This window comes from Streptomyces sp. 17_S59, assembly GCF_056930295.1.
In genome coordinates, this window is sequence record NZ_JBXOWD010000001.1 from 6,806,772 (window position 1) to 6,827,581 (window position 20,810).

The following is a 20,810-nucleotide window of genomic DNA, read 5'->3' on the forward strand; positions in this document are numbered from 1 at the left end:
GGACCGGACGGCAGCCAATGTAGAGAGTATTTCTAGAAGATTTCTCTAGTCTGACAGGTAGCTGCCAGCCGTCGGCCCCACCGCTGCACGGACCCGTGACGTCACGCCCCCGCGGGGCGCTCGCGCACGACCTCCCCGGCGGGCTTGTCGTCGCGCAGACCGAGGAAACGGGGGGCGCGCAGCTGTCCCGCCCGGGTCCACTCCGTGAAGCCGACCTGCGCGACCAGCTCCGGCCGGACCCAGTGCAGCCCCCTGCCCCGGGGCCCGTCCCGGAACGGCGAGCGTTCCTCCTCGAGCCCGTCGAGACGACGGCGCAGGTCCCGCAGGAAAGCAGTGGAGAACCCGGTGCCGACCTTCCCGGCGTAGCGCAGCTCGCCGCCCTCGTAGTAGCCGAGCAGCAGCGCGCCGAAACCGGCCCGGCTGCCGGCCGGGTCCGTGAAGCCGCCGACGACGAACTCCTGCCCCGTGCTGCACTTGAGCTTGCGCCAGTCGTGGGAGCGCCGGTGGACGTACGCCGAGTCGGCACGCTTGGCGATGAGCCCCTCCCAGCCCCGGGCACACGCCTCGGCCAGCAGTTCCTCGCCGTCCCCCGTGCGATGCGGGGTGAAGCGCAGCGGCGGGCGGAGGACGAGGACTTCACGGAGCAGCGCCTTGCGGATGCGCAGCGGCAGCCCGGTGACGTCGACGCCGTTGAGACTGAGCAGGTCGAAGAGGTAGTAGACGACCGCGACCCGGCTCGCCCTCGCCGCGGCGGGGTCGGTGATCTGCATCCGCCGCTGGAGCCGGGCGAAATCGGTCCGGCCCCGGGTGAGGGCGACGACCTCGCCGTCGACCGTGAAGTCGCCGCAGTCCTGCGCGGCCAGGGCGTCGACCAGCTCCGGGTAGGTATTGCCGAGCGCCTGCCCGCTCCGGGAGAACAGCTGCACCAGACCCGTACGACGCGTGGCGAGGACCCGTACGCCGTCCAGCTTCCGCTCGAAGAGCCAGCCCTCGCCGAGGCCGCGGCGATGACCGGGCACCGCCAGCATGGGCTGCCCGGTGTCCCGGTCCGCGGCGGGCCGCAGCCGGGCGCGCTGTTCCCCGGTGAGCCGGTCGAGAAGCCCGCGCCCCATGGTCAGGTGTGTTCCTCCGCCTCGGCACCGTGCCCCGCTCTCGACTGGGCGCGGCCCTGGTGCTGGGCACGAGGGTATTCCGGCGGGGCCTAGGATCGCCGCCGTGACAGAGATCGATTACGGGTGTTTCGGCGAGCGGTTGGAACGGGCGCGGAGCGCCGACGCGCAGGGGCGCTGGGAGCTGCTCCACCGGTTCCAGGAGGAGTGGGGGTACGAGCCTGCCGGTGTCGGCCGCCGGGAGCGCGACGAGCCGGACGCCCACAAGGAGTACGTCACCGCGCTGAAGGCCGGGCTCTCGGACGGCCCGGACGGCCTGGACGAACCGGATGATCCGGACGGCGAGGAGGCCGTCGACACCGACCCCTCACTGGCGATACCCGCTGCGCTCGACGAGTGGTGGGACCTGCCGTTCAACTCGTTCGCCGACCGCCCGGAGCTGTACGAGACCAACCCGGTGTGGCCGCCCACCGTCCGCCCCGATCCCACCGGATACGGCGTCAGCGACGGCCTGCCGCGGGACAACCCGTTCACGGGCCCGGGGGAGGACCTCCGGCTGTGCGTGTTCATGGCCGAGAACCAGTACTGCAACGAGTGGGGCTACCCCGCGGCCCGCAGCCGGCTCGCCGACCCGCCGGTGCTGGTGTCCGCGCTGGACGACGACGAGAAGCCGGCGTGGCTGCTGCAGAGCCACTCGGTGTCGGAGTTCTTCCTACACCTGGCCATGGTCCGGCTGCCCGCCCACTACGGGTGGCTGGTCGAGGAGGGCGAGGCGGACCCGGAGACCGTGGCCCGGCTGCGGGAGAACCTGCGGCCGATGGGGCTGCCGCCGTGGCGCGAACTGGGCGCCCGCACCGAGTTCTTCGGCGGGCCGGACGTCATCGTCGGCCACAACACCGGCTACGGCGACTTCGAGCTGGTGGCCTACGGACGCACGGAGCAGGCGCTGGAACGGCTCGCCCGCACGCTCGGCCTCGACTGGTCGGAGTCGATCTGCGAGCCGGAAAGCAGCTACGAGGAGCACTGACGCACACGGTGCGTTTCGGCCACCCGGCGTCCGCGGGTGCGGGGGCGGCGCGGGCGTGGTGCAGGATGTCTGATCGTGCCGGAGCGCCCCTGCGCCCCGGCACGATCGAGATCCCCCGGGAACAGGCAGGTTTTAGGTGACGAATCGTTACTTCGGCTTCCGGGCGGCGGCCTCCGGCGCCATCGCCCCGCTCTTCGCACGGCAGGAGGGCGGCCGGTGAACCGGGCTCTGACGCTGCACGACGCCATCGTCGCGGGCATCGCGGTGGCCTCCGGCCTGGCGGCGGCCTTCCTGTCGCGGATCGTGCTGCGCTGGCTGGCCGAGCGGGCCCTCAGGACCAAGTGGGAGGGCGACGACATCATCGTCGACATCCTCCGCACGGTCGTCCCCTGGTCCGCGGTGGCGGCCGGTCTGGCGTCGGGAGCCGCGGCCCTGCCGCTCACGCACTCGGTCGGACACACCGTCAACGAGGTACTGACCGCGTCCGTGATCCTCGCCGTGACGCTCGCCGCCGCCCGTGTGGTGGGCGATCTGGTGCGCAGGGTGGCGCAGTCGAGGTCGGGCGTGGCGGGGTCGGCCACGATCTTCGTCAACATCACGCGCATCGCGGTCCTGGCGATGGGCATCCTCGTCATCCTGCAGACACTGGGCATATCCATCGCCCCGCTGCTGACAGCCCTCGGCGTGGGCGGTCTGGCGATCGCCCTGGCCCTGAAGGACACGCTGGCCAACCTGTTCGCGGGCGTGCACATCCTGGTCTCCAAGACGGTCCAGCCCGGCGACTACATCCGGCTCAGCAGCGGTGAGGAGGGCTACGTCGTCGACATCAACTGGCGCAACACGGTCGTGGAGCAGATTTCGAACAACCTGGTCATCATCCCGAACGGCAAGCTCGCGGGCACCAACATGACCAACTTCAGCCGGCCCGAGCAGAAGATGTCCGTCACGGTGCAGGTGGGCGTGGGCTACGAGAGCGACCTGCAGCGCGTCGAGCGGATCACGGTCGAGGTCGCCGAGGGCGTGATGAAGGAGGTCGCCGGCGCGGTCCCCGACCACGAGCCGGCGGTGCGGTTCCACACGTTCGGGGATTCCCGGATCGGATTCACGGTGATCCTCGGGGTGGGCGAGTTCAGCGACAAGTGGCGCATCAAACATGAGTTCATCAAGCGCCTGCACGAGCGCTACCGCGCCGAGGGCATCCGCATCCCCGCCCCGGAGCGGACCGTCTCCCTGCGGCAGGGCGGGGGCGGCGAGGCTGTGATCCCGCACCCCCGTACGTCCCCCGACGCCGTGCCGGAGCGCCCGGGCCCCGTGGTCTGAGCACCTGCCGGGCCCGGCGGGCGCACGCCCGTACATGTCTTCCCAACTCCAGCTGTTCGTCAGGGAGTTGGTGTGACGGTACTCACAGGGGGTCAACGCGGAAGACGTGATCGCGGAGGAGGATGAACATACCTGCCGCTTGTAGCTCCAGCGGTTTTTCGTACGCAAGACTCTTTCTTGCCAGAGCCTTTGCCTGGTTCTTCCCCGTCCTTGGAGTGAGCTATGAGCATCCGTAATGCCGCCGCCGTGACCGTTCTCGCCGCTGCCGCCATCGGGGCCGGCACCGCCGGTGCGAGCGCGGCCGACGCCCAGGCCGTCGGCTCCACGGCGAAGTCGCCGGGCGTGGTGGCCGGGAACGTCGTGCAGGTCGCCCCGCGCGTCTCCCCGAACGTCGGCGGCAATGCGATCTCCGTCGTGGGGATCGGCAACATCAGCCACGGCAACACCCTGATCAACAAGTAAGCCCTGGTTCCAGCCGCCGAAGGGGCCACGAGAACCCCGTTCTCGTGGCAGGCCGCGCGTCCCGGACCTCCCCGGGACGCGCGGCTGTCGTCTGTCCGGGCTCGCAAATCCAAGGATAAAAGTAAGGGCTATCTCGGGGATAAATACTGCTAGCGTTGCGTGTGGAGGTGGACGATGCCGAGTCAGGAAGAGCTGTTCGCCGCAGTCGACGCGCTGCTGGACGAGCCGCAGTTGCCGCCGCCTGCCGAGCGGGCACGGCTGAGGGAGGCGGCCGGTGTCACCCAGGCTCGTCTCGCCGATGCGCTGAAGACCACGGTCCAGACGGTGAAGAACTGGGAGAACGGCAGGTCCGAGCCGCGTCCGCCGCGCTTCCAGGCGTACCTGCGGCTGCTGGAGGGCTGGGCGGCGAAGCACCCGGCCGAGCCCGGCCCGGAAGCCGCGCCGGCGCCCGGGCCGGTCACCGGCACGGGCCCCGCCACCGAGCCCGCCCCCGCGGGCCCCGCCTCCGCCCCCGCCCCCGCGGCCTCCGCCCCCGCCCCGACCACGACGGCCGCCGCCCCCGAACCCGAGCCGAAGCGGCCGCCGCGGCTGTCGCGCCCGTCGTCACCGCCCCCGGCGCGCACGGCCGCCCCGGCGATGCCGGCCGACGCGCAGTTCCCGCACGGCCCGCTCGCCGTTCTCGACGGCGACGGCACCGCGTACGGCGTGGACGGCATCGTGCTGGAGTGCCCGGCCACGACCCTCCCGCAGCTCGTCGACTGGACCCTGAAGGAGTCCGGGCTCGGCGCCCCGCGCCTGCACCGCAACGGCAAGGACGCCGACCCCCTGATCGTGCTGACTGCGTCCGCGGCCGTTCGGCTCGGCCTGCCCGAACGCCTGGAGGGCTTCGAGCAGCGCCGCGGACTGCGCCTGGAGGGCGACCACCCTGTCGTCAAGCAGCTCGCCAAGGCCAAGTGGAAGCTGACCCAGCGGGGCTTCGGCCCGTGGGCGCGCATCTACCGTCCGGCCACGGCCGGCCGGCGCCAGTGCGTACAGCTGGCCGTTCTGTCCTGGGACGCCCTGGACCCGAGGGCCTGGCCCGGCGCCGCCGGCCTCCCGCCCGCGGAACTCGCCCGCGTCCTGGGCCTCTACGCCACCCGCGTCATCACCCCGCGCGGCTCCACGGCCGTCTCCGGTCTGGAGCTGATGACCGCGCTGCGCCCGCCGACCCGCGCGGTGCGGGACGAGGCGAGCGGTGAGTGGGTGCCGGGCCGCAACCCCGGCTCGCTCGGCACCGGGCCGGTGGACCCGGCGCCGCCGGAGGCCCCGGCCGAGCACCCGGCCGCGCAGGGCTGGGACCGCGGGTTCCTCGACGAGGAGGCGTACCAGTGGGTGCGCGACCCCGAGCTGCTGACGGACGAGGAGTGCCTGCTGCCCTGGGCGGTCGGCCTGGACATCAACACCGCCTTCCTCGCCGCGGCTTCACGGCTGACCGTCGGCCTGGGCGGCCCCGAGCACGTCCGGCACCCGGTCTTCGACAAGAAGATCCCCGGCAGCTGGTACGTCGACCTGTCCCACGTGGAGCTGGACCCGCGGCTGCCGTCGCCCTTCACGTCCACGGGCGAGCGCCCGACGGGACCCGCCTGGTACCAGACCCAGACCGTGGCCTACGCCGTCGAACTCGGTTACGACGTCGCACCCGTCGACGCGTACCTGCGCCGCGAGACCGGCGCCTACCTGGACCCGTGGCACGACCGCCTCAAGACCGCCTACGTCGAGACGATGGCCGACCTCGGCGTCACCAAGGACCTGGACGACCAGCAGTTCCTCGCCGCGATGGAGCACCACAAGCAGGCCGACCCCGGCCTGGCGGCCGTCCTCGCCGCGATCAAGGCGACCGTCAAGGGCGGCGTCGGGAAGCTCCGGGAGCGTCCGCAGGGACGGCACTACCGCGACGGCGAGCGCTGGCCGGCCCTGGAACGCCCGACCTGGCGCCCGGACATCCGGGCGGCCGTCATCTCCAGGGCCCGGGTGAACATGCACCGCAAGATGCTCACCATGGCGAAGGCGACCGGCCTGTACCCGATCGCGGTGCTGTCCGACTGCGTCGTCTACCCCTCCCCGGGCCGCTCGCCACTGGACTTCCTGCCCTCCACCGGCTCCGGCAAGCCGCTGCCCGGTACGTTCCGCCTGGGCCCCGCACCGGGCCTGGCGAAGGTCGAAGGGGTGCAGGAGATGGCGTGGGCCGTGGACCTGATGGAGCAGGGCTTCAACCCGGCCCGCCACATCAAGGGCGGCGACGCCGTCCTGGACGAAGGGGAGTAGCCCGTGGGGGACATCGACGAGGCCATCGAGCGCGCGGACCGGGAAGGATTCACCCGCGAGCTGCCCAAGTCCGTCCAGGCCCGCATCAACTTCCTGATGAGGCAGCTCAAGACGACCAAAGCCGTCGCCCAGGAGATCGGCGTCACCCAGCGGTCGGTGGAGCGCTACCGCACGGGCGAGCGGAAGAAGCCCCCGAAGGACATCGCGGCCCGCATCGACGCGGCCGTCCGCGCCCGCTGGCAGCCCCAGGTCCGCAAACGCCGCCGCCGGCAGGCCGCCACGGCCACCGGCATCACCGTGGAGACGAGGGCGCAGTTCGGCTACACCGCGCCGATCGGCACGACCGACGACGCACGCTTCCGCCGCCTGACCGTGCACCTCCCTCCGGAGTACGCGCGCCGCCTCTTCGACGCCCAGCAGGAGGGCGCCGCCGACCGGCAACTGCGCGAGATCGTGGCGGAGGGGCTTCAGGAGGTGTACTTCAAGGACGGCGGACGCCGTGCCCAGAACCTCGAAGTCGAGTTCACGAACATCGACTATTTCGACGTCTCATTCTGATTGCCCCGGCGTCAGCGGCCGGAACGGTTCGTACGCGGTCTCCACGGCCGTTGCCCCAGTGAGGCCTTGTGCCTCGTCGGCGCCCTCGTCGGCGCGCAGCCGGGCCGCCATCGCGTCCGTGCGCGCACGCAGGGTGCGTATGCGTTCGGCGGTGGGCGTTCCGTCCGGGGAAGGCGCTGCGGGGAGGACGGGCACCTGGTGGGCCCGGGCCGTGAGGACCAGGCTGTGCATGACGTCCGGCTGCTGGGCCAGCAGCGCCGTGGTGAACAGGTTGGCGCGCAGCGTCCTCTTGATGCCCAGCGCGTTCCGGTAGCCGATCTCGCAGGCGACGGCGACGGTCTCCAGCCGCTGCTCGGCCGCCTGTTCCAGGGCAGCGAGGGCGACGGACGCGAGGCCCTCGACGGCCTTGGTGACCGCCCACTTCCGTCCCGGCAGCGGCGGCAGCAGGTCGCGGATGCGGTCGATCTCCGTGTCCAGCGCCTCGGTGGTCATGGCGCTGAAGGCGTCGTGCAGCTGGAGGTGGAGGACCTTCGACCAGGGGATGTCCTCCCCGTCGAAGCCGACGGACTCGGGGCCGAAGCGCAGGGCGCCGATGCCGTCGAGGCTGCGCAGCGCCTTTGCGGTGACGGCGGGGACCCGGGGGTGACGGCAGACGAGCGCTCCGAGGGAGAACTCCCACTCCTGGTGCGTGGGCGCAGCCGGTGCCGGCAGGGAACGGAGGACGGAGAGCACCCACTGACCGGAGGCGGTGGTCCCGGCCCGTCCGGCGTCGGCGCCTCGTTGCACGGTTTCCGTGATGCCCTTTCCGAGCGCGGTCGCCGCTGCGCCGACCGTTCCGCTCAGGCTCTTCATTCTGCCGAGTGCGCTCATGCCCCGGTCCCCCGTTTCGTGCGATGTTGCTTGCCGTGGCCGGGACACTCTAATGGGGCGCCAGGTGCTGCTGTTACCACGTCCGTTCCTGCCTGCGCGGCCGTTCACCGTGTGTGATGCCCTTCTCACACCGGCGTCGATCCCGATGACATTTCAGCCGGTCTCCGGTGTTCTTGCCGCTGACAGCACTGAAATGAGCATGACGATGGGATCGGTGTGAAATGAGCGGACAGTTCCGTCAATGGTGGAGCGCGCGGCGGCTCGGCGCGAAGGCGGCGAGGACGACAAGTGGGACAAGTGCGACGAAGGTGACGGTCCGCGGCAGAATCGCCGCGGCCGTGGGAGCGGTCGCGCTGCTCGCAGCAGGCTTCACCGGCGCGGCGACGGGCGAGGCGGCCGCCAGAGCGGGCGGTTGGTCCTGCTCGGGGGCTCCCGTCCCGACCGGATACGTCATCACCGGCTATGACCGCACCGGCTGCAAGGGTGCGGGTTCCTGGTACCAGCAGCCCGTACGGGACGGCATCTGGACCTGCTCCGGTTCGCCGATCGTGTCGGGCTACGTCATCACCAACTACAACCGGACCGGCTGCAGCGGCATCGGTGCCTGGTACCACCAGCTCGCCCACGACGGCATCTGGACCTGCTCCGGCTCGCCCATCGTGTCGGGCTACGTCACCACGAACTACATCCGCACGGGGTGCAACGGCATCGGCGCCTGGTACCACCAGCTGGTGCGCAACGGCATCTGGACCTGCTCCGGCTCGCCCATCCCGCCGGGATACCGCAGCACCACCTTCTGGGCGGCCGGCTGCGGCGGCGCGGGAGCGTGGTACATGGTGCGCGCCTGACCCATCGGACACCCCGGCACTGTGGGGAGGGTGCCGGGGCCTCTCCCCGGCCGCGCTGCCGTGCTTGCTCACCCGACCCCCACCTGTACGGCCACCCCTGCCAGCACCAGCCCCATCACAACTCGCTGTGTGCGCAGCCATGTCGGGCGTTCCCGCAGGAATCCGGCGATCGATCCGGCCGTCATGGCGATCAGGCCGTTGACGGTGACCGCGATCGCGATCTGGACCAGCCCCAGCTCCAGGCTCTGCACCGGCACCGAGCCTCTCTCCGGGTCGACGAACTGCGGAAGTATCGAGACATAGAGGATGGCGATCTTGGGGTTGAGCAGATTGGTCATCAGCCCCATGGCGAACAGCTTGCGCGGCGGATCCGGCGGCAGCGCCCGCGGGGCGAACACGGACCCGCCGCCCGGCCGGAGGCTGCACCAGGCCAGCCAGCCCAGGTACGCGGCTCCGGCCAGCTTGACGGCCGTGTAGACGGCGGGCACGACGGCGAGGAGTGTGGCGAGGCCGGCTGTCGCGGCGAGCAGGTAGCAGAAGAACCCGGTGGCGACGCCCAGCAGGGAGATCAGTCCTGCCCGCCGTCCCTGGGTCACGGATCTCGACACCAGGTAGATCATGTTCGGTCCGGGGGAGAGGACCATCCCGAATGCCACGATCGCGATGCCCGTCAATGCCTGCGTGCTGATCATGGAATGAAGCATGGCCCGCCCCAACCGTGCAGCACTAGCACGCGATTCTTCACGGCGGGATGAAGCAACGCTGAACGTACGAGCCCTCTCTGCCGTCAGACAGGGACGAGACCGTCGATGGTCAGCACCAGGACGCCGAGCAGCACCAGAACAGGCCGGGACCGCCCGCTACCGCCCGCGCCCAGCGTCCCCGGGGCTTTGGATCTGGTAGTGGACGGTTCGGGAGCGGCGGGTGCGTTGTACGAGTCCGGCGCGGTGGAGGATCTGAAGGTGGTAGGAGACGGTCGCGGGGCTGAGGTGGAGGCGCTGGGCGAGTTCTCCGGTGGTGCGGGGCTGGGTGACTTCGGCCAGCAGTCTGATGCGGGTCACCCCGATCAGCTCCTCACTGTGCCCGGGCGGGAGACAGTCGTTCGGTGCCGCCGGATAGACGATCAGCGGCGTACGGGGAGCGGGCGCGCCCGGGGGCTCGGCGGCGCAGAAGATCACGCGGCTGGTGAAGGTGCTGGGCACGAGGATTGCTGCGTCGGCGTCAAGGTTCAGACGGTGGGAGCCGGTGAGGAGGCGGACGTTCAGGGTGCCGTCCTGCCACTGGAGGTTGGGGGCCAGCTGATTGAGGGTGTTCGCGATCCCGTGCTGGGCGGATGAGGAGGCCCGGGTGGTGACATCGCCTTCCAGTCGGGCCCGTATGCCGGGCCAGCGGGGCGCGAGGACGGCGTGCCAGAACTGCTCCAGCTCGGCGGCGATTCGCTGGGCCAGATAGTCCTCGCCCCGGTCCATGGCCGCCAGGAGGAGCCGGGGCGGCCTGTGGGCCGGGGTCCGGTCCCATGCGTGGCCGCCGATGGCCGCCGCCAGCTCGTAGCGGATCCGTTCCGGCGGTGTGGTGGCCACCTGGTGCAGGGCGCTGTCGAGGGCTGTCTGGAACCCGGCGGGTTCGGGCCGCAGGAAGTCGGGAGCGTAGCCGTGGGGGCCGCCGCCGGCGAGGACGGCCAGCAGCCCCAACCGCCGTTCCGACAGGGCCTCCACGGCGCTGGTCCGCCACGCCGCGCCGAGCGTGCGCGGGGACCGGCCGAGGGTGAAGAGCAGATCCTGGGCTGTGTCCAGGGGCGACACGGCGAACCGGACCCTGCCCAGACCGTCCGCGCCCAGGTTGATCCGGATCATGAGAGGCACCCCCGCGTCACGATCGTCTTCGAAAAGAATCGAATCATTCGACGATGGACATGTCATCCGTTTCCCTGGATTCCAGGGCCTGCACCACCCGGCGGACCGGGGGGCACCGGCGCCCACAGAGCCTGATGAGGCAGACGGTCGACAGGAGGGGGCAACTCCATGAAGCTCCGCAAGACGACAGCAGCAGCTGTGACGGCGGTCGCTCTGGCAGCGGGGACTGCGGTCGCAACCGGCACCGCCCATGCCGATGGCTGCGGCTCCTTCGGCGGGTACGGCTGGAGCAGTTCCCTGTGCATCGCCGACGGTGGCGGCGCCGGCGGCTACGAGTACACCAGCCTCCAGGTGAACGGGCAGTCCGCCTCCACGGACGTCCGGATCGTCATGCAGGTCTGGACGAACTGCGGTGGCTGGTGGCACACCATTTACGACAACAGCCCGGGAATTCACGCTTACCCGGGCAAGAATTACAGCGCGACATCGTCGTACAGCTGCCGCGGCGCGGCGTTCTACGCCACGGCGTGGGAAACGGAGTCGGGGAGATACGTGAGCGGGACGACCCAGTTCTGACATCGGCCTGAACGGCTGCGGCCCCGCGTCCATCCCTTCGGGGGGCGCGGGGTTACCGACCTCGCGCGAGCTGGCCTTCCGGATCCACCGGTGCTTCGGTCACGAGCTGCCCCTGGCGGAGCAGCTTGCCGCATTTGACGACGAGTACGAAACCCTTGAATACAGCGACAGGACACCAGCGCAGGTCGACGCCGATGTCATGGCTGAGGCTCTCCGGCTTGCTCAGGGTCCTGGTGTCTCAGCTTGACTCCGGGCCTTCGCCCGCTGCTGCGCTTGTATCGCGTTGTGGGTTCAAAGGTACGGCCGTAAGGTCACCGGCATGTCTCTGCGTCTTCGTATGCGTCAAGCCCTGCCGGAAGCGATGCGTGCCCGTGACAAGGTCGCGGTGCGTGCGCTGCGCGCAACGCTTGCCGCGTTGGACAACGCTGAGGCGGTGCCCGTGGACGAAGTCGAGCTGCGCGGCGGAGCCCTTGAGCATTCGCCGGTCGGCGCCGGCGCCACCGAAGTGGCGCGGCGTGAGCTGAGCGAGCGCAATGTGGTTGACGTCGTACGCGCCGAGGCCGCCGAACGGCTGGAGGCCGCAGCGCAGTTGACCGCGCCTGCGCATGCCGAGCGAGCTGCGCTGCTCCGCGCGGAGGCCGCCGTGCTGCTTCGGTTCCTCGACGGTCCGGGCGCCGCATAGGACACGGTGCCGCTTCGCGTGTCAGTGTCGGCGGCTAGGGTGCGGCGCATGCAATCGTTGATCACCATCATCCGCGAACACGACGACGCCGCAGACTTCCTGGCCTGGCCGGGCGACTTCGAGCTCGACCGGGGCGATCACGTCGAGGAGGTTCACCTCGCGTCCGGCGCGGCGTTGGAGGGCTTCGCGGGTGACGGAGCCGGGGGAACGTACTTCTTCTGCGGCGACGGCGGCGAGGAACGCCCGATCCTGTACGCGGACTCCGAAGGCGGCGCTGCCCTGGTGGCGCTGGGGCTGCCGGAGCTTTTGAGGCTCCTGCTGGTCGCGCCCTGGTGGCGCGACTGCCGTGCATTCACTGAGGAGGAGAGCAAGGAACTGGCTGCCGACTACCTCGAGGACATGCCGGACCTGGTGGCCGAGCGGGATCGCGCGGCTGCCGCCCTCGGCCTCGACCTCCCCGGTGAAGCCGAGGCCCTGACTCGTCTGCGCGAAGTCGCCACCGGGGCAGGCAAGGACTTCGTCCTGATCTTCACGCCGGAGAACGGGCCGTACGCTCCCCTCATCAAGCCTTGAGGCACCAAGCCTTGAGGACGCAGGGTCGCACCCGCTCCGATCCCTAGGCCGGGGTCGTCGAGGGCCGGATCCGGCAGCGGCGGACGTAGTAGGCCCAGGTCAGGGCCAGAACCATCGGTCCCCACAGCATTCCGGGCGCGATGCACACCCGCGCCAGGATCAGCCATCCCGTGCTGCTGAACTCGCTCTCCGTACCGACGCCGAACCAGGCGAACAGCACCGGCGCCCAGAAGGCGGTTGCGCCGAGGCCGCCGAGTGTCGCCGCGGTGATCGCCGCGTACGGAGGGATCCGCTTGCCGCCGATGAACGGCAGCCAGCCCGGTGCGACTTCGCCCCAGCCGCGTACCAGGCCGATGCAGAGCAGGGCCAGGGCCTCGGTGATCAGGCTCAGGGCCAGGACGTACGGGATGGAGATCCAGTAGTCCGGCATGCCCTTGGACTGCACGAGGCCCATCGCGAAGTGCAGCCCGAACGGCAACCGCCACAGGCACTGCGGGAGCAGGACGAGCGGGATCGCCCGGGCGGTACGCATCGCCCACCGCGGGACGGGCCGCTCGGTGTCGTTGATGATCTTCACGACTGCCAGTCTTGCCACCCGCCGCCGGTCGGACGTCATCCCCAGGGCGAGGGCACCTCCCTCCCGGGGATGAACGCTCACCCGACCATCGGTGCACCGCACCGCACTGCGCCGTACCGTATACGGCGACGTCCGCGAAGGCTTCCGTGCCGAGAGGCTCAGCCCGGGCTCAGGAGAGGCGGCCGTCGTAGTCGGGCAGCTTGAATCCTTCTCGTAGTAGCCGCCCTCGAAGTCGGTGGGCCGGTTGCCGATGCTGGCGGTGATCGTGTAGCCGTCCTCCGTGAGTTCTTCCCGGCAGCGCTCCTTGCCCTCGCCCTTGTCCTCGCCGTGCTCGCGCGTGCATATGGCGTCCACCGGGTAGCCGGCGTCCTTCAGCTGCTGCCGGGCGGACGAGGAAGAGGTGCGGGCGGTGATGAACAGCACGGACACGTTGTGCTCGTGCGCCCACTGGGCCACCTTGAGCACGGGCTTGTTGGCCTGTCCCTCGTGGTAGTACGTCTCCAGCGCGGTGTTGTCGATGTCCAGCACGATGGCCAGGTTCTCGCCACCCTCGCCGACACGGTTCCGCAGCCACGGGACCGCGGGGCCGACGGCCTTCTGCACGTCGGCCTGCCACGTCCGGTAGCCGGGCACTCCCCGTACCGAGGCGGCCTCCGCCGTGGTGGCGGCACCGTGGCGGGCGAGTACCGCCAGGCGACGCCGGTGCGGGAGTGCAGTGTGAGGAGGCGCCCCCCGCAGCAGCGCCCCGGAGCCCCAGCCCCCTCACTTCCTCCTCACAGACGCTGCGTTCAGCCGATTTCCTTTCCGAAGTGGAAGGCCGCTATGGCCATCCGCTCGCGGAGATAGAAGCGGTGGGCGTCGGTGCGCTGGGTGCCCGAGTCGAGGGTCAGCTGGTGGCAGCCCGCCTTCCGGGCGTGTTCCTCCAGGTGGGCCAGGAGGTTACGCCCGACACCGGTGGACCGCGTGCCGGTTGCGGTCACGAGGTCGTCGACGTACAGCATGCGCAGCAGCGAGGTGTTGACCACGATCCGCCACCCGGCCGCACCGGCGCACGTCCCGTCATCGAGGTAGGCGGCGCTGAAACGCAGCCCCTGCTCGTAACCCTCCTCGTACACCGCCAGGAAGGTCTCCTCGGTGAGGTGCGGGCGCAGTTCGAGCAGGACGGGCAGCAGGTCGGACAGCAGCCGCGGGTCTCCGGGGGTCAGATCGACGATCTTCATGACGGCACACTAGGACAGCATTCGTGCCAGGTCACCCCCGAGATCGATCGGTGTGACTCCCTTCACCGGGAGTCCCCCGGTCGGAGCTTCTCAGGCGTCGACCGGCTCCCAAGCGTGCCCTTCGCCCTCCGTGCGGCGGACACGGCCGAAGACGACGTCGGCGAAGTGGACGCCGAACCCGAGCGTGTCCGGCTCGGTGAGCTGCTCGACGAGGCGGCGGAAGTCCGTGGCCCCCTGCGGGTCGTGGTCGACGACGGCGGCCCACTCGGGGTGGGCGATCTGGGCCGGGGAGTGGAAGGCATCGGGTACTCGGGGCGGGCGGCCCACACCTCGTCGGTGGTGTCGGGCAGTCAGACGCGGGGCGAGATCCGGGCGATGCCGTCGCGGACGTACGTCAGCTTCGTCTCGCCGAGGAGGAGGGAGCGGGCGCCCGAGGGGCGGCGGAGTCGTTCATCGTGATTGATCAGGTCGGGGTAACAGACCGTCAGCTCGACGCATTCCCGCAGCCGACGGCCCCCGCCTTCACTCCAGGCCGTGCCTCACAGCGCCTGAGGGAAGTCGAATACGCGCTGCGGGTCGTACTGCCGCTTCAGCTTCACGAGCCGGTCCGCCGCGTCCCCGTAATAGGCCGTGCGCCAGTCCGTCAGGCCCGGATCCGTGTAGTTCTGGTAGGCGGCGCCCGAGGCGTGGCGGCGCATCGCCGCGTGCATCCCGTCCAGCCAGGTGGTCTGCGCGGTGCCCGGCCCGCCCGCCGCCCACGACGTCAGGTACTGGGCCAGCACGCGTGAACGCCGGTGCACGAAGGCCGTCTCCAGCGGCTTCACACGGTTGACCGCGCCGCCGAGGGCCGTCAGCTGCACCGAGGCGCCGCCGCCCTTGACCCCGCGCCCGAAGCGTTCCAGCTGGTCGAGCAGCGTCCGGGTGCCCGCGGCGTCCAGCGAGCGGTCGAAGAAGTCCGAGCGTGCCGCGTACGTCTCGCGCTCCAGCTTTCCGGAGGACTCGCGGCCGGGCGTGGCGCCCGGGAGGTGACACTGCTCGGTGGACTTGTCGCCGCAGCCGGCGTAGGCCCGGACCGTGTCGAGGTAGGCGTGGCGGCGCAGGCGGACGGCGCCGATGCCGCTGCTGCCGCCGCTCGCCTTGGCCACCTTGCCGATCAGCTCGTCGTAGGCGTTCTCCAGGTCCCCGTACGAGCCGATCGAGAACGCGGCGACGGATATCCGCGGGGTGCCGCCCGCCGCGGCCGACAGGTCGCAGGCGGACCAGATCTCGTCCGGCAGGCCGGGCCCCCACTCCTGCCACGCCTGCACGACGGCCGCGGCCTTGGACCAGGGGAAGGAGACGTACCCCGTCACTCCCTCGCCGACGGCGCGGGTGCGGAAGCGGAGTTCGGTGACGACGCCGAAGTTGCCGTTGCCCGCGCCGCGCAGGGCCCAGAACAGGTCGGCGTTGCGGTCGGCGTCGCAGTCGAGGACCTTGCCGCCGGCGGTGACGAGGGTGGCGCCGGTGAGGTTGTCGCAGGTGAGGCCGTAGGCACGGGAGAGGACGCCGTGCCCGCCGCCGAGGGTGAGTCCGGAGACCCCGACAGTGGGGCAGGACCCCGCCGGGATGGTCACGCCGTGCGCGGCCAGGCTCGTGCAGACGTCGATGAGCTTGGCGCCCGCACCGATGACGGCGCCGGACGCGGACGGCACGCGGATGCTCTTGAGCCGGGAGACGTCGATGACGAGGCGGCCGTTGCCGCTGGACCAGCCGGCATAGCTGTGGCCGCCGTTGCGGATGGAAACGGGTATGGAGAAGCGGCGGGCGAAGGCCAGGGCCTCGGTGATGTCCGGGGTGCCGGCGACGTAGGCGATCGCCGCCGGGCGCAGCGCGTCGAAACGAGTGTTGTAGAGCTGACGGGCGGCGGTGTAGTCGGCGTCGCCGGGGCGTACGAGACCGCCGGCGAGGCCCTTGCCGAGGGCGGTCCAGTCGCTCTCGCCGGCCTTCCTGGTCGCGGCCTCCGCCGCGCCGGTCGTCGCCGTGGCACCCCAGGCGGCGGTTGCCGCCAGTCCCGTACCCGCCGCTGTCAGGAGTGTGCGCCTGCTGATGGCCATGCCGATCCCTGCCCCTTTGATGCCTTTGCTTGTTGATCAAACAGATGGCTCGGTGGGGCAGGTGGTTCCGGCAGCGAACGACCGGTGGTGGAATCCGGGCTCCGAGCGCGGTGGGCGCACCCTTGGAGGCGCCGTCGAGGGCAAACGGCTGGCACCATGGTGGGATGCACGAACAGATCATCGCCGCCTGCGACGGCGCGTCGAAGGGCAACCCCGGGCCTGCCGCCTGGGCATGGGTCATCGGGGACGCCACCGGCGAGACGCACCGCTGGCAGGCCGGACCGCTGGGCACCGCGACGAACAACGTCGCCGAACTCACCGCGCTTCAAGAGCTGTTGGAGTCCACCGACCCGACCGTTCCCCTGCAGGTGCGAATGGACTCCCAGTACGCGATGAAGGCCGTGACGACATGGCTGCCGGGCTGGAAGAGAAAGGGATGGAAGACGGCCTCCGGCACCCCGGTGGCCAATCAGGCGCTCGTGATGAGGATCGACGAGCTGCTGAGCGGCCGTACGGTCGAGTTCGTGTACGTACCGGCCCACCAGGTCGACGGCGACCCCCTCAACGCCGCCGCCGACGCGGCCGCGAGCCACACTGCCCGTACCCAGCAGGCGGCGGGCACCTCCTTCGGCTCCGCCCTGCCGGAGCCGGAGCCCGCGGCCGGGCCCAGGGCCGGCGGCCGCGCCCGGAAACCCTCCTCGGAGCCGGGGGCGCGGCGTCCGTCGAGCAGCCGGACGAGGGGGTCGCTCAAGGCGAAGTTCCCCGGGCGCTGCCGCTGCGGAAAGCCGTACGCGAAGGGCGACACGATCGCGAAGAACCCCGACGGCTGGGGACACCTCGCCTGCGCCACGGCTGCGGCCGAGGGGAACTGAAAGGGCTGCTCCGGCAGGTGAGCAATGAGCAGTGGGCAGGGCGCCCGCGCACTGTCCGCGCGCATCTCGGCAAGCATCGGCGCCATTGCCCTGCTCCCTGCCGGCAGTGCACCCTGAAGGTCCTATGAAGACCGAAAAGTTGACTGTGCCCGGTGCCGAGATCTACTACGAAGTGCGCGGATCGGGCCCGCCCCTTCTGCTCGTCAACGGTGGCGACGGCGACGCGGCCATGTTCGGTCCGCTGGCCGGCCTGATGGCGGAGCACTACACCGTCGTCACCTACGACCCGCGCGGCAACTCCCGCAGCCGTCTGGCGGGCCCGCCCGAGGCGCAGTGGATCGAGGAGCACGGCAACGACGCCCACCTGCTGCTGAGCACGGTGGCCGCCGGAGAACCGGCCTGCGTCTTCGGCACCAGCTACGGCGGCATGGTCGGCATGGACCTCCTGGCCCGGCACCCCGGCCAGGTGCGGGCGCTGGTGGCGCACGAGCCGTTCGTGATCGATCTGCTGCCCGACGCGAACCGCTGGCATGCGCTGTTCCAGGAGGTGTACGAACTGTACGAGCACGCGGGCGTCGACCCCGCGATGCGGAAGTTCACCGAGGCCGTCGGCATGGACGAGCCACCGGAACCGGCCGAGAGCCTGCCTGGCCCCGTGCGGGAGATGCTGGCGCGCATCCGCTCCAATATGGAGACGTGCCTGGCCTACGAGCTGCGCTCGTTCGTGCGCTTCAGGCCCGACACCGACGCGCTGCGCACGGCGCGGTTCACCCTGGTCGCCGGCGGCGACGGACCGCAGACCCTTATGCACCGTACGACGGAGGCCCTGGCGGAGCGGGTCGGCACCGAGATCGTGGAGTTCCCGGGCGGCCACGTGGGCTTCCTGACGCACCCGGCGGACTTTGCGGTGGCGCTGCGCGGGGTTCTGGAGGCCTGAGACGCGTGGGCAACGCGGGCAGTACGCCCGGCGGCGCCTGCGCACCGCCTGAACCGCGGCCGCATTCTTTCGTACCGGCCGCGTCGGCACCGACCGACTCAAGCCCCCCTCCAGCGCAGAGAGGGGGGCTTGAGTCGGTGTGTGATCCTGGGCCGTGTCACCGGGCCTTGGTGTACGCCTCGCGGATCTCGGCCGGTACGCGGCCACGGTCGTTGATGCTGTATCCGTTCTCCTTCGCCCACGTCCGGATCGCTGCCGTGTCCTCGCTGGGCCGGGCCGCGACGCTGCGCCCCGTCGGCTTCTTGCCCCTGCCCCGCTTACGGGCAGCGTTCACGAACGGGCCGAATGCCTGAAGCATCTGTTCGTAGCTGTCCGGGCCGAGGTCGATTTCGTACTCGATGCCGTCGATGGAGAAGGAGTGCGTCCTGGTGTCCGCCGACTCCTCTCCGGTGAGGTCGTCGGTGTAGACAGTGATGATCTTCTGTGCCATGTGCGGAGTCTAGAGCCAGGCGGCGAGTGCCCGAGGGGTTTGCGTACCTGCCGGGTGAACACGAGGCCCCGGCCACCACTGGGGTGGCCGGGGCCTCGTGTGCGGCCGGGTCTACCTGAAGGTGCGGAGCCGGAGGCTGTTGGTGACGACGAAGACGGAGGAGAAGGCCATGGCCGCGCCCGCGATCATCGGGTTGAGCATGCCGGCGGCCGCGAGGGGGAGGGCGGCGATGTTGTAGCCGAAGGCCCAGAAGAGGTTGCCCTTGATGGTGCCGAGGGTGCGGCGGGAGAGGCGGATGGCGTCGGCGGCCACGAGCAGGTCGCCGCGGACGAGGGTGAGGTCGCCGGCCTCGATGGCCGCGTCGGTGCCGGTGCCCATGGCCAGGCCGAGGTCGGCGGTGGCAAGGGCGGCCGCGTCGTTGACGCCGTCGCCGACCATGGCGACCGTGCGGCCTTCGGCCTGGAGGCGTTTGACGACGTCGACCTTGTCCTGGGGGAGGACCTCGGCGATGACCTCGTCGATGCCGACCTCGCGGGCGACGGCTTCGGCGACGGTTTTGTTGTCGCCGGTCAGCAGGACCGGGGTCAGGCCGAGGCGGCGCAGTTCGGCGACGGCACGGGCGCTGGTGTCCTTGACGGCGTCGGCCACGGTCAGGACGCCGCGTGCCTCGCCGTCCCAGGCGACGGCCACCGCGGTGCGGCCCTCGGCCTCCGCGGCCGCCTTGGCGGCGGCCAGTCCGGCAGGCAGCTCGATAACCCACTCGGCGAGGAGCTTCTCGCGGCCGACGAGCACCGCGTGGCCGTCGACGACGCCCTGGACGCCGAGCCCGGCGACGTTCTCGAAGCTCTCCGGTACGGGCAGGATGCCGGTGCGGGCGGTGGCGCCGTCGGCGATGGCACGGGCGATGGGGTGTTCGGAAGCGTGCTCCAGAGCACCGGCCAGGCGCAGCAGTTCCTGCTCGGTCACGCCGGGGGCGGTGACGACCTCGTGGAGGGCCATGCGGCCGGTGGTGACGGTGCCGGTCTTGTCGAGGACGACGGTGTCGACGCGGCGCGTGGACTCCAGGACCTCGGGGCCCTTGATCAGGATGCCCAGCTGGGCGCCGCGGCCGGTGCCGACCATGAGGGCGGTCGGGGTAGCCAGTCCCAGGGCGCACGGGCAGGCGATGATCAGTACGGCGACGGCGGCGGTGAAGGCGGCGGCGGTGTCCCCGGTGACCGCGAGCCAGGTGAGCAGCGTGCCGAGGGCGATCAGCAGGACGACAGGGACGAAGACGCCGGAGATGCGGTCGGCCAGGCGCTGCACGGCGGCCTTGCCGTTCTGGGCGTCCTCCACCAGCTTCGCCATGCGGGCGAGCTGGGTGTCGGAGCCGACCCGGGTGGCCTCGACGACCAGGCGGCCGGAGGCGTTGACGGTCGCGCCGGTGACGGCGTCGCCGACGGTCACGTCGACGGGGACGGACTCGCCGGTGAGCATGGAGGCGTCGACCGCCGAGCTGCCCTCGACGACGGTGCCGTCGGTGGCGATCTTCTCCCCGGGCCGTACGACGAACCGGTCGCCGACCACCAGCTGCGCGGTCGGTATGCGGACCTCGCGTCCGTCACGCAGCACGGCCACGTCCCTGGCACCGAGTTCGAGCAGGGCACGCAGGGCGGCGCCCGCCTTGCGCTTGGACTTCGCCTCCAGGTAGCGCCCGGCGAGGATGAACGTCGTCACCCCGGCCGCGGCCTCCAGGTAGATGGACGAGGAGCCGTCCCCGCGGGCGATGGTCAGGTCGAAGCCGTGGCGCATGCCGGGCATGCCCGCGTGACCGAAGAACAGGGCCCACAGCGACCAGCCGAGCGCCGCGAGCGTGCCGATCGACACCAGCGTGTCCATGGTGGCGGCGCCGTGCCGGGCGTTGGTCCAGGCGGCCCGGTGGAAGGGGAGCGCTCCCCACACGACGACCGGTGCGGCCAGGGTGAGGGAGAGCCACTGCCAGTTGTCGAACTGCAAGGCGGGGGCCATGGCCATCAGCACCACCGGCACCGACAGGATCAGTGACACCAGCAGCCGCTGACGCAGCGCACCGACTTCCCCGGCCTCATCGCCCTGCTCCGCGGCCGGGCCGGCGGCTTCCGCCCGAGCGGTCGGCTTGGCCGGCTCCTGGGCGGTGTACCCGGTCTTCTCGACCGTGGCGATGAGGTCGGCGACCTCGATCCCGGGACCGTAGGTGACCTTCGCCTTCTCGGTCGCGAAGTTGACCGCCGCGCTGACGCCGTCCATGCGGTTGAGCTTCTTCTCGATGCGCGCGGCGCACGAGGCGCAGGTCATACCGCCGATGGAGAGTTCGACCTCGGCCGCGGGCAGGGCGGGTATCGCTGCTTTCTCGGGGGCGATGCTGGTCATGCGGGATTCTCCCGGGAGGAGGGCCGGTCCGTGCGGCGTCCATATCAGTGG

Annotated in this window: 21 protein-coding genes; 11 read left to right on the top strand and 10 right to left on the bottom strand. The window is 71.0% G+C overall.

Annotated features, from left to right (window positions below; translation table 11 throughout):
• Positions 1-101: 101 nt before the first annotated feature.
• Positions 102-1,112, bottom strand: a complete 1,011-nt coding sequence (ligD, locus tag AC1Z4A_RS30745; RefSeq protein WP_483683153.1) for a non-homologous end-joining DNA ligase — start codon at positions 1,110-1,112, stop codon at positions 102-104.
• A 103-nt stretch (positions 1,113-1,215) separates the two neighbouring features.
• On the opposite strand from ligD, the gene AC1Z4A_RS30750 reads away from it, so the two are divergent.
• The 5 genes from AC1Z4A_RS30750 (at position 1,216) to tpg (ending at position 6,780) form a co-directional block, all read left to right on the top strand.
• Positions 1,216-2,136, top strand: a complete 921-nt coding sequence (locus tag AC1Z4A_RS30750) for a hypothetical protein (RefSeq protein ID WP_483683154.1) — start codon at positions 1,216-1,218, stop codon at positions 2,134-2,136.
• Positions 2,137-2,352: 216 nt separating this feature from the next.
• The gene (locus tag AC1Z4A_RS30755) at positions 2,353-3,456 is read left to right on the top strand and encodes a mechanosensitive ion channel family protein (RefSeq protein WP_483683155.1); all 1,104 of its coding nucleotides are present in this window, start codon (positions 2,353-2,355) and stop codon (positions 3,454-3,456) included.
• A 222-nt stretch (positions 3,457-3,678) separates the two neighbouring features.
• Positions 3,679-3,918, top strand: coding sequence for a chaplin family protein (locus tag AC1Z4A_RS30760; protein ID WP_483683156.1), 240 nt, complete (start codon positions 3,679-3,681; stop codon positions 3,916-3,918).
• 174 nt (positions 3,919-4,092) lie between these two features.
• The gene (tap, locus tag AC1Z4A_RS30765) at positions 4,093-6,222 is read left to right on the top strand and encodes a telomere-associated protein Tap (protein WP_483683157.1); all 2,130 of its coding nucleotides are present in this window, start codon (positions 4,093-4,095) and stop codon (positions 6,220-6,222) included.
• A 3-nt stretch (positions 6,223-6,225) separates the two neighbouring features.
• Positions 6,226-6,780: a telomere-protecting terminal protein Tpg gene (tpg, locus tag AC1Z4A_RS30770; RefSeq protein ID WP_483683158.1), complete on the top strand. Its 555-nt coding sequence runs from the start codon at positions 6,226-6,228 to the stop codon at positions 6,778-6,780.
• Here the strand turns inward: tpg and AC1Z4A_RS30775 are convergent.
• The gene (locus tag AC1Z4A_RS30775) at positions 6,772-7,650 is read right to left on the bottom strand and encodes a hypothetical protein (protein ID WP_483683159.1); all 879 of its coding nucleotides are present in this window, start codon (positions 7,648-7,650) and stop codon (positions 6,772-6,774) included. The genes tpg and AC1Z4A_RS30775 overlap by 9 nt on opposite strands.
• 221 nt (positions 7,651-7,871) lie before the next feature.
• Here AC1Z4A_RS30775 and AC1Z4A_RS30780 point away from each other — a divergent pair, with 221 nt between their 5' ends.
• Positions 7,872-8,498, top strand: a complete 627-nt coding sequence (locus tag AC1Z4A_RS30780) for a hypothetical protein (protein ID WP_483683160.1) — start codon at positions 7,872-7,874, stop codon at positions 8,496-8,498.
• Between the two features lie 68 nt (positions 8,499-8,566).
• Here AC1Z4A_RS30780 and AC1Z4A_RS30785 read toward each other — a convergent pair whose 3' ends face one another.
• Positions 8,567-9,190 carry a LysE family translocator gene (locus AC1Z4A_RS30785; RefSeq protein WP_483683161.1) on the bottom strand — a complete coding sequence of 208 codons (624 nt, stop codon included), beginning with the start codon at positions 9,188-9,190 and terminating at the stop codon, positions 8,567-8,569.
• A gap of 168 nt (positions 9,191-9,358) precedes the next feature.
• Positions 9,359-10,351, bottom strand: coding sequence for an ArsR/SmtB family transcription factor (locus AC1Z4A_RS30790; RefSeq protein WP_483683162.1), 993 nt, complete (start codon positions 10,349-10,351; stop codon positions 9,359-9,361).
• A 168-nt stretch (positions 10,352-10,519) separates the two neighbouring features.
• On the opposite strand from AC1Z4A_RS30790, the gene AC1Z4A_RS30795 reads away from it, so the two are divergent.
• The 3 genes from AC1Z4A_RS30795 to AC1Z4A_RS30805 all read left to right on the top strand — a co-directional run bounded on the left by AC1Z4A_RS30795 (position 10,520) and on the right by AC1Z4A_RS30805 (position 12,182).
• Positions 10,520-10,927: a hypothetical protein gene (locus AC1Z4A_RS30795; RefSeq protein WP_483683163.1), complete on the top strand. Its 408-nt coding sequence runs from the start codon at positions 10,520-10,522 to the stop codon at positions 10,925-10,927.
• Positions 10,928-11,288: 361 nt separating this feature from the next.
• Complete coding sequence (locus AC1Z4A_RS30800; protein ID WP_483683782.1) at positions 11,289-11,609, top strand: hypothetical protein; 321 nt, start codon at positions 11,289-11,291, stop codon at positions 11,607-11,609.
• Between the two features lie 48 nt (positions 11,610-11,657).
• A complete protein-coding gene (locus AC1Z4A_RS30805) occupies positions 11,658-12,182 on the top strand; it encodes a hypothetical protein (protein ID WP_483683164.1) in 525 nt (174 codons plus the stop codon).
• A 43-nt stretch (positions 12,183-12,225) separates the two neighbouring features.
• Here AC1Z4A_RS30805 and AC1Z4A_RS30810 read toward each other — a convergent pair whose 3' ends face one another.
• The 4 genes from AC1Z4A_RS30810 to AC1Z4A_RS30825 form a co-directional block, all read right to left on the bottom strand.
• Positions 12,226-13,392: an HAD family acid phosphatase gene (locus AC1Z4A_RS30810; RefSeq protein ID WP_483683165.1), complete on the bottom strand. Its 1,167-nt coding sequence runs from the start codon at positions 13,390-13,392 to the stop codon at positions 12,226-12,228.
• Between the two features lie 155 nt (positions 13,393-13,547).
• Positions 13,548-13,979: a GNAT family N-acetyltransferase gene (locus tag AC1Z4A_RS30815; protein WP_483683166.1), complete on the bottom strand. Its 432-nt coding sequence runs from the start codon at positions 13,977-13,979 to the stop codon at positions 13,548-13,550.
• A gap of 90 nt (positions 13,980-14,069) precedes the next feature.
• The gene (locus AC1Z4A_RS30820; RefSeq protein ID WP_483683167.1) at positions 14,070-14,306 is read right to left on the bottom strand and encodes a hypothetical protein; all 237 of its coding nucleotides are present in this window, start codon (positions 14,304-14,306) and stop codon (positions 14,070-14,072) included.
• A 212-nt stretch (positions 14,307-14,518) separates the two neighbouring features.
• Positions 14,519-16,066 (bottom strand): FAD-binding oxidoreductase, encoded by a 1,548-nt coding sequence (locus tag AC1Z4A_RS30825; protein ID WP_483683783.1) that lies wholly within the window; start codon positions 16,064-16,066, stop codon positions 14,519-14,521.
• A gap of 170 nt (positions 16,067-16,236) precedes the next feature.
• Between AC1Z4A_RS30825 and AC1Z4A_RS30830 the strand changes: the two genes are divergently transcribed.
• Both AC1Z4A_RS30830 and AC1Z4A_RS30835 read left to right on the top strand, forming a co-directional pair.
• A complete protein-coding gene (locus AC1Z4A_RS30830) occupies positions 16,237-16,944 on the top strand; it encodes a ribonuclease H family protein (RefSeq protein WP_483683168.1) in 708 nt (235 codons plus the stop codon).
• A gap of 124 nt (positions 16,945-17,068) precedes the next feature.
• Entirely contained in the window at positions 17,069-17,881 is an 813-nt protein-coding gene (locus AC1Z4A_RS30835) for an alpha/beta fold hydrolase (protein WP_483683169.1), read from the top strand.
• A gap of 157 nt (positions 17,882-18,038) precedes the next feature.
• Here AC1Z4A_RS30835 and AC1Z4A_RS30840 read toward each other — a convergent pair whose 3' ends face one another.
• Together AC1Z4A_RS30840 and AC1Z4A_RS30845 are read right to left on the bottom strand one after the other, a co-directional pair.
• Entirely contained in the window at positions 18,039-18,371 is a 333-nt protein-coding gene (locus AC1Z4A_RS30840) for a histone-like nucleoid-structuring protein Lsr2 (RefSeq protein ID WP_483683170.1), read from the bottom strand.
• Between the two features lie 111 nt (positions 18,372-18,482).
• Positions 18,483-20,759 carry a heavy metal translocating P-type ATPase gene (locus AC1Z4A_RS30845; protein ID WP_483683171.1) on the bottom strand — a complete coding sequence of 759 codons (2,277 nt, stop codon included), beginning with the start codon at positions 20,757-20,759 and terminating at the stop codon, positions 18,483-18,485.
• Between the last annotated feature and the right edge of the window lie 51 nt (positions 20,760-20,810).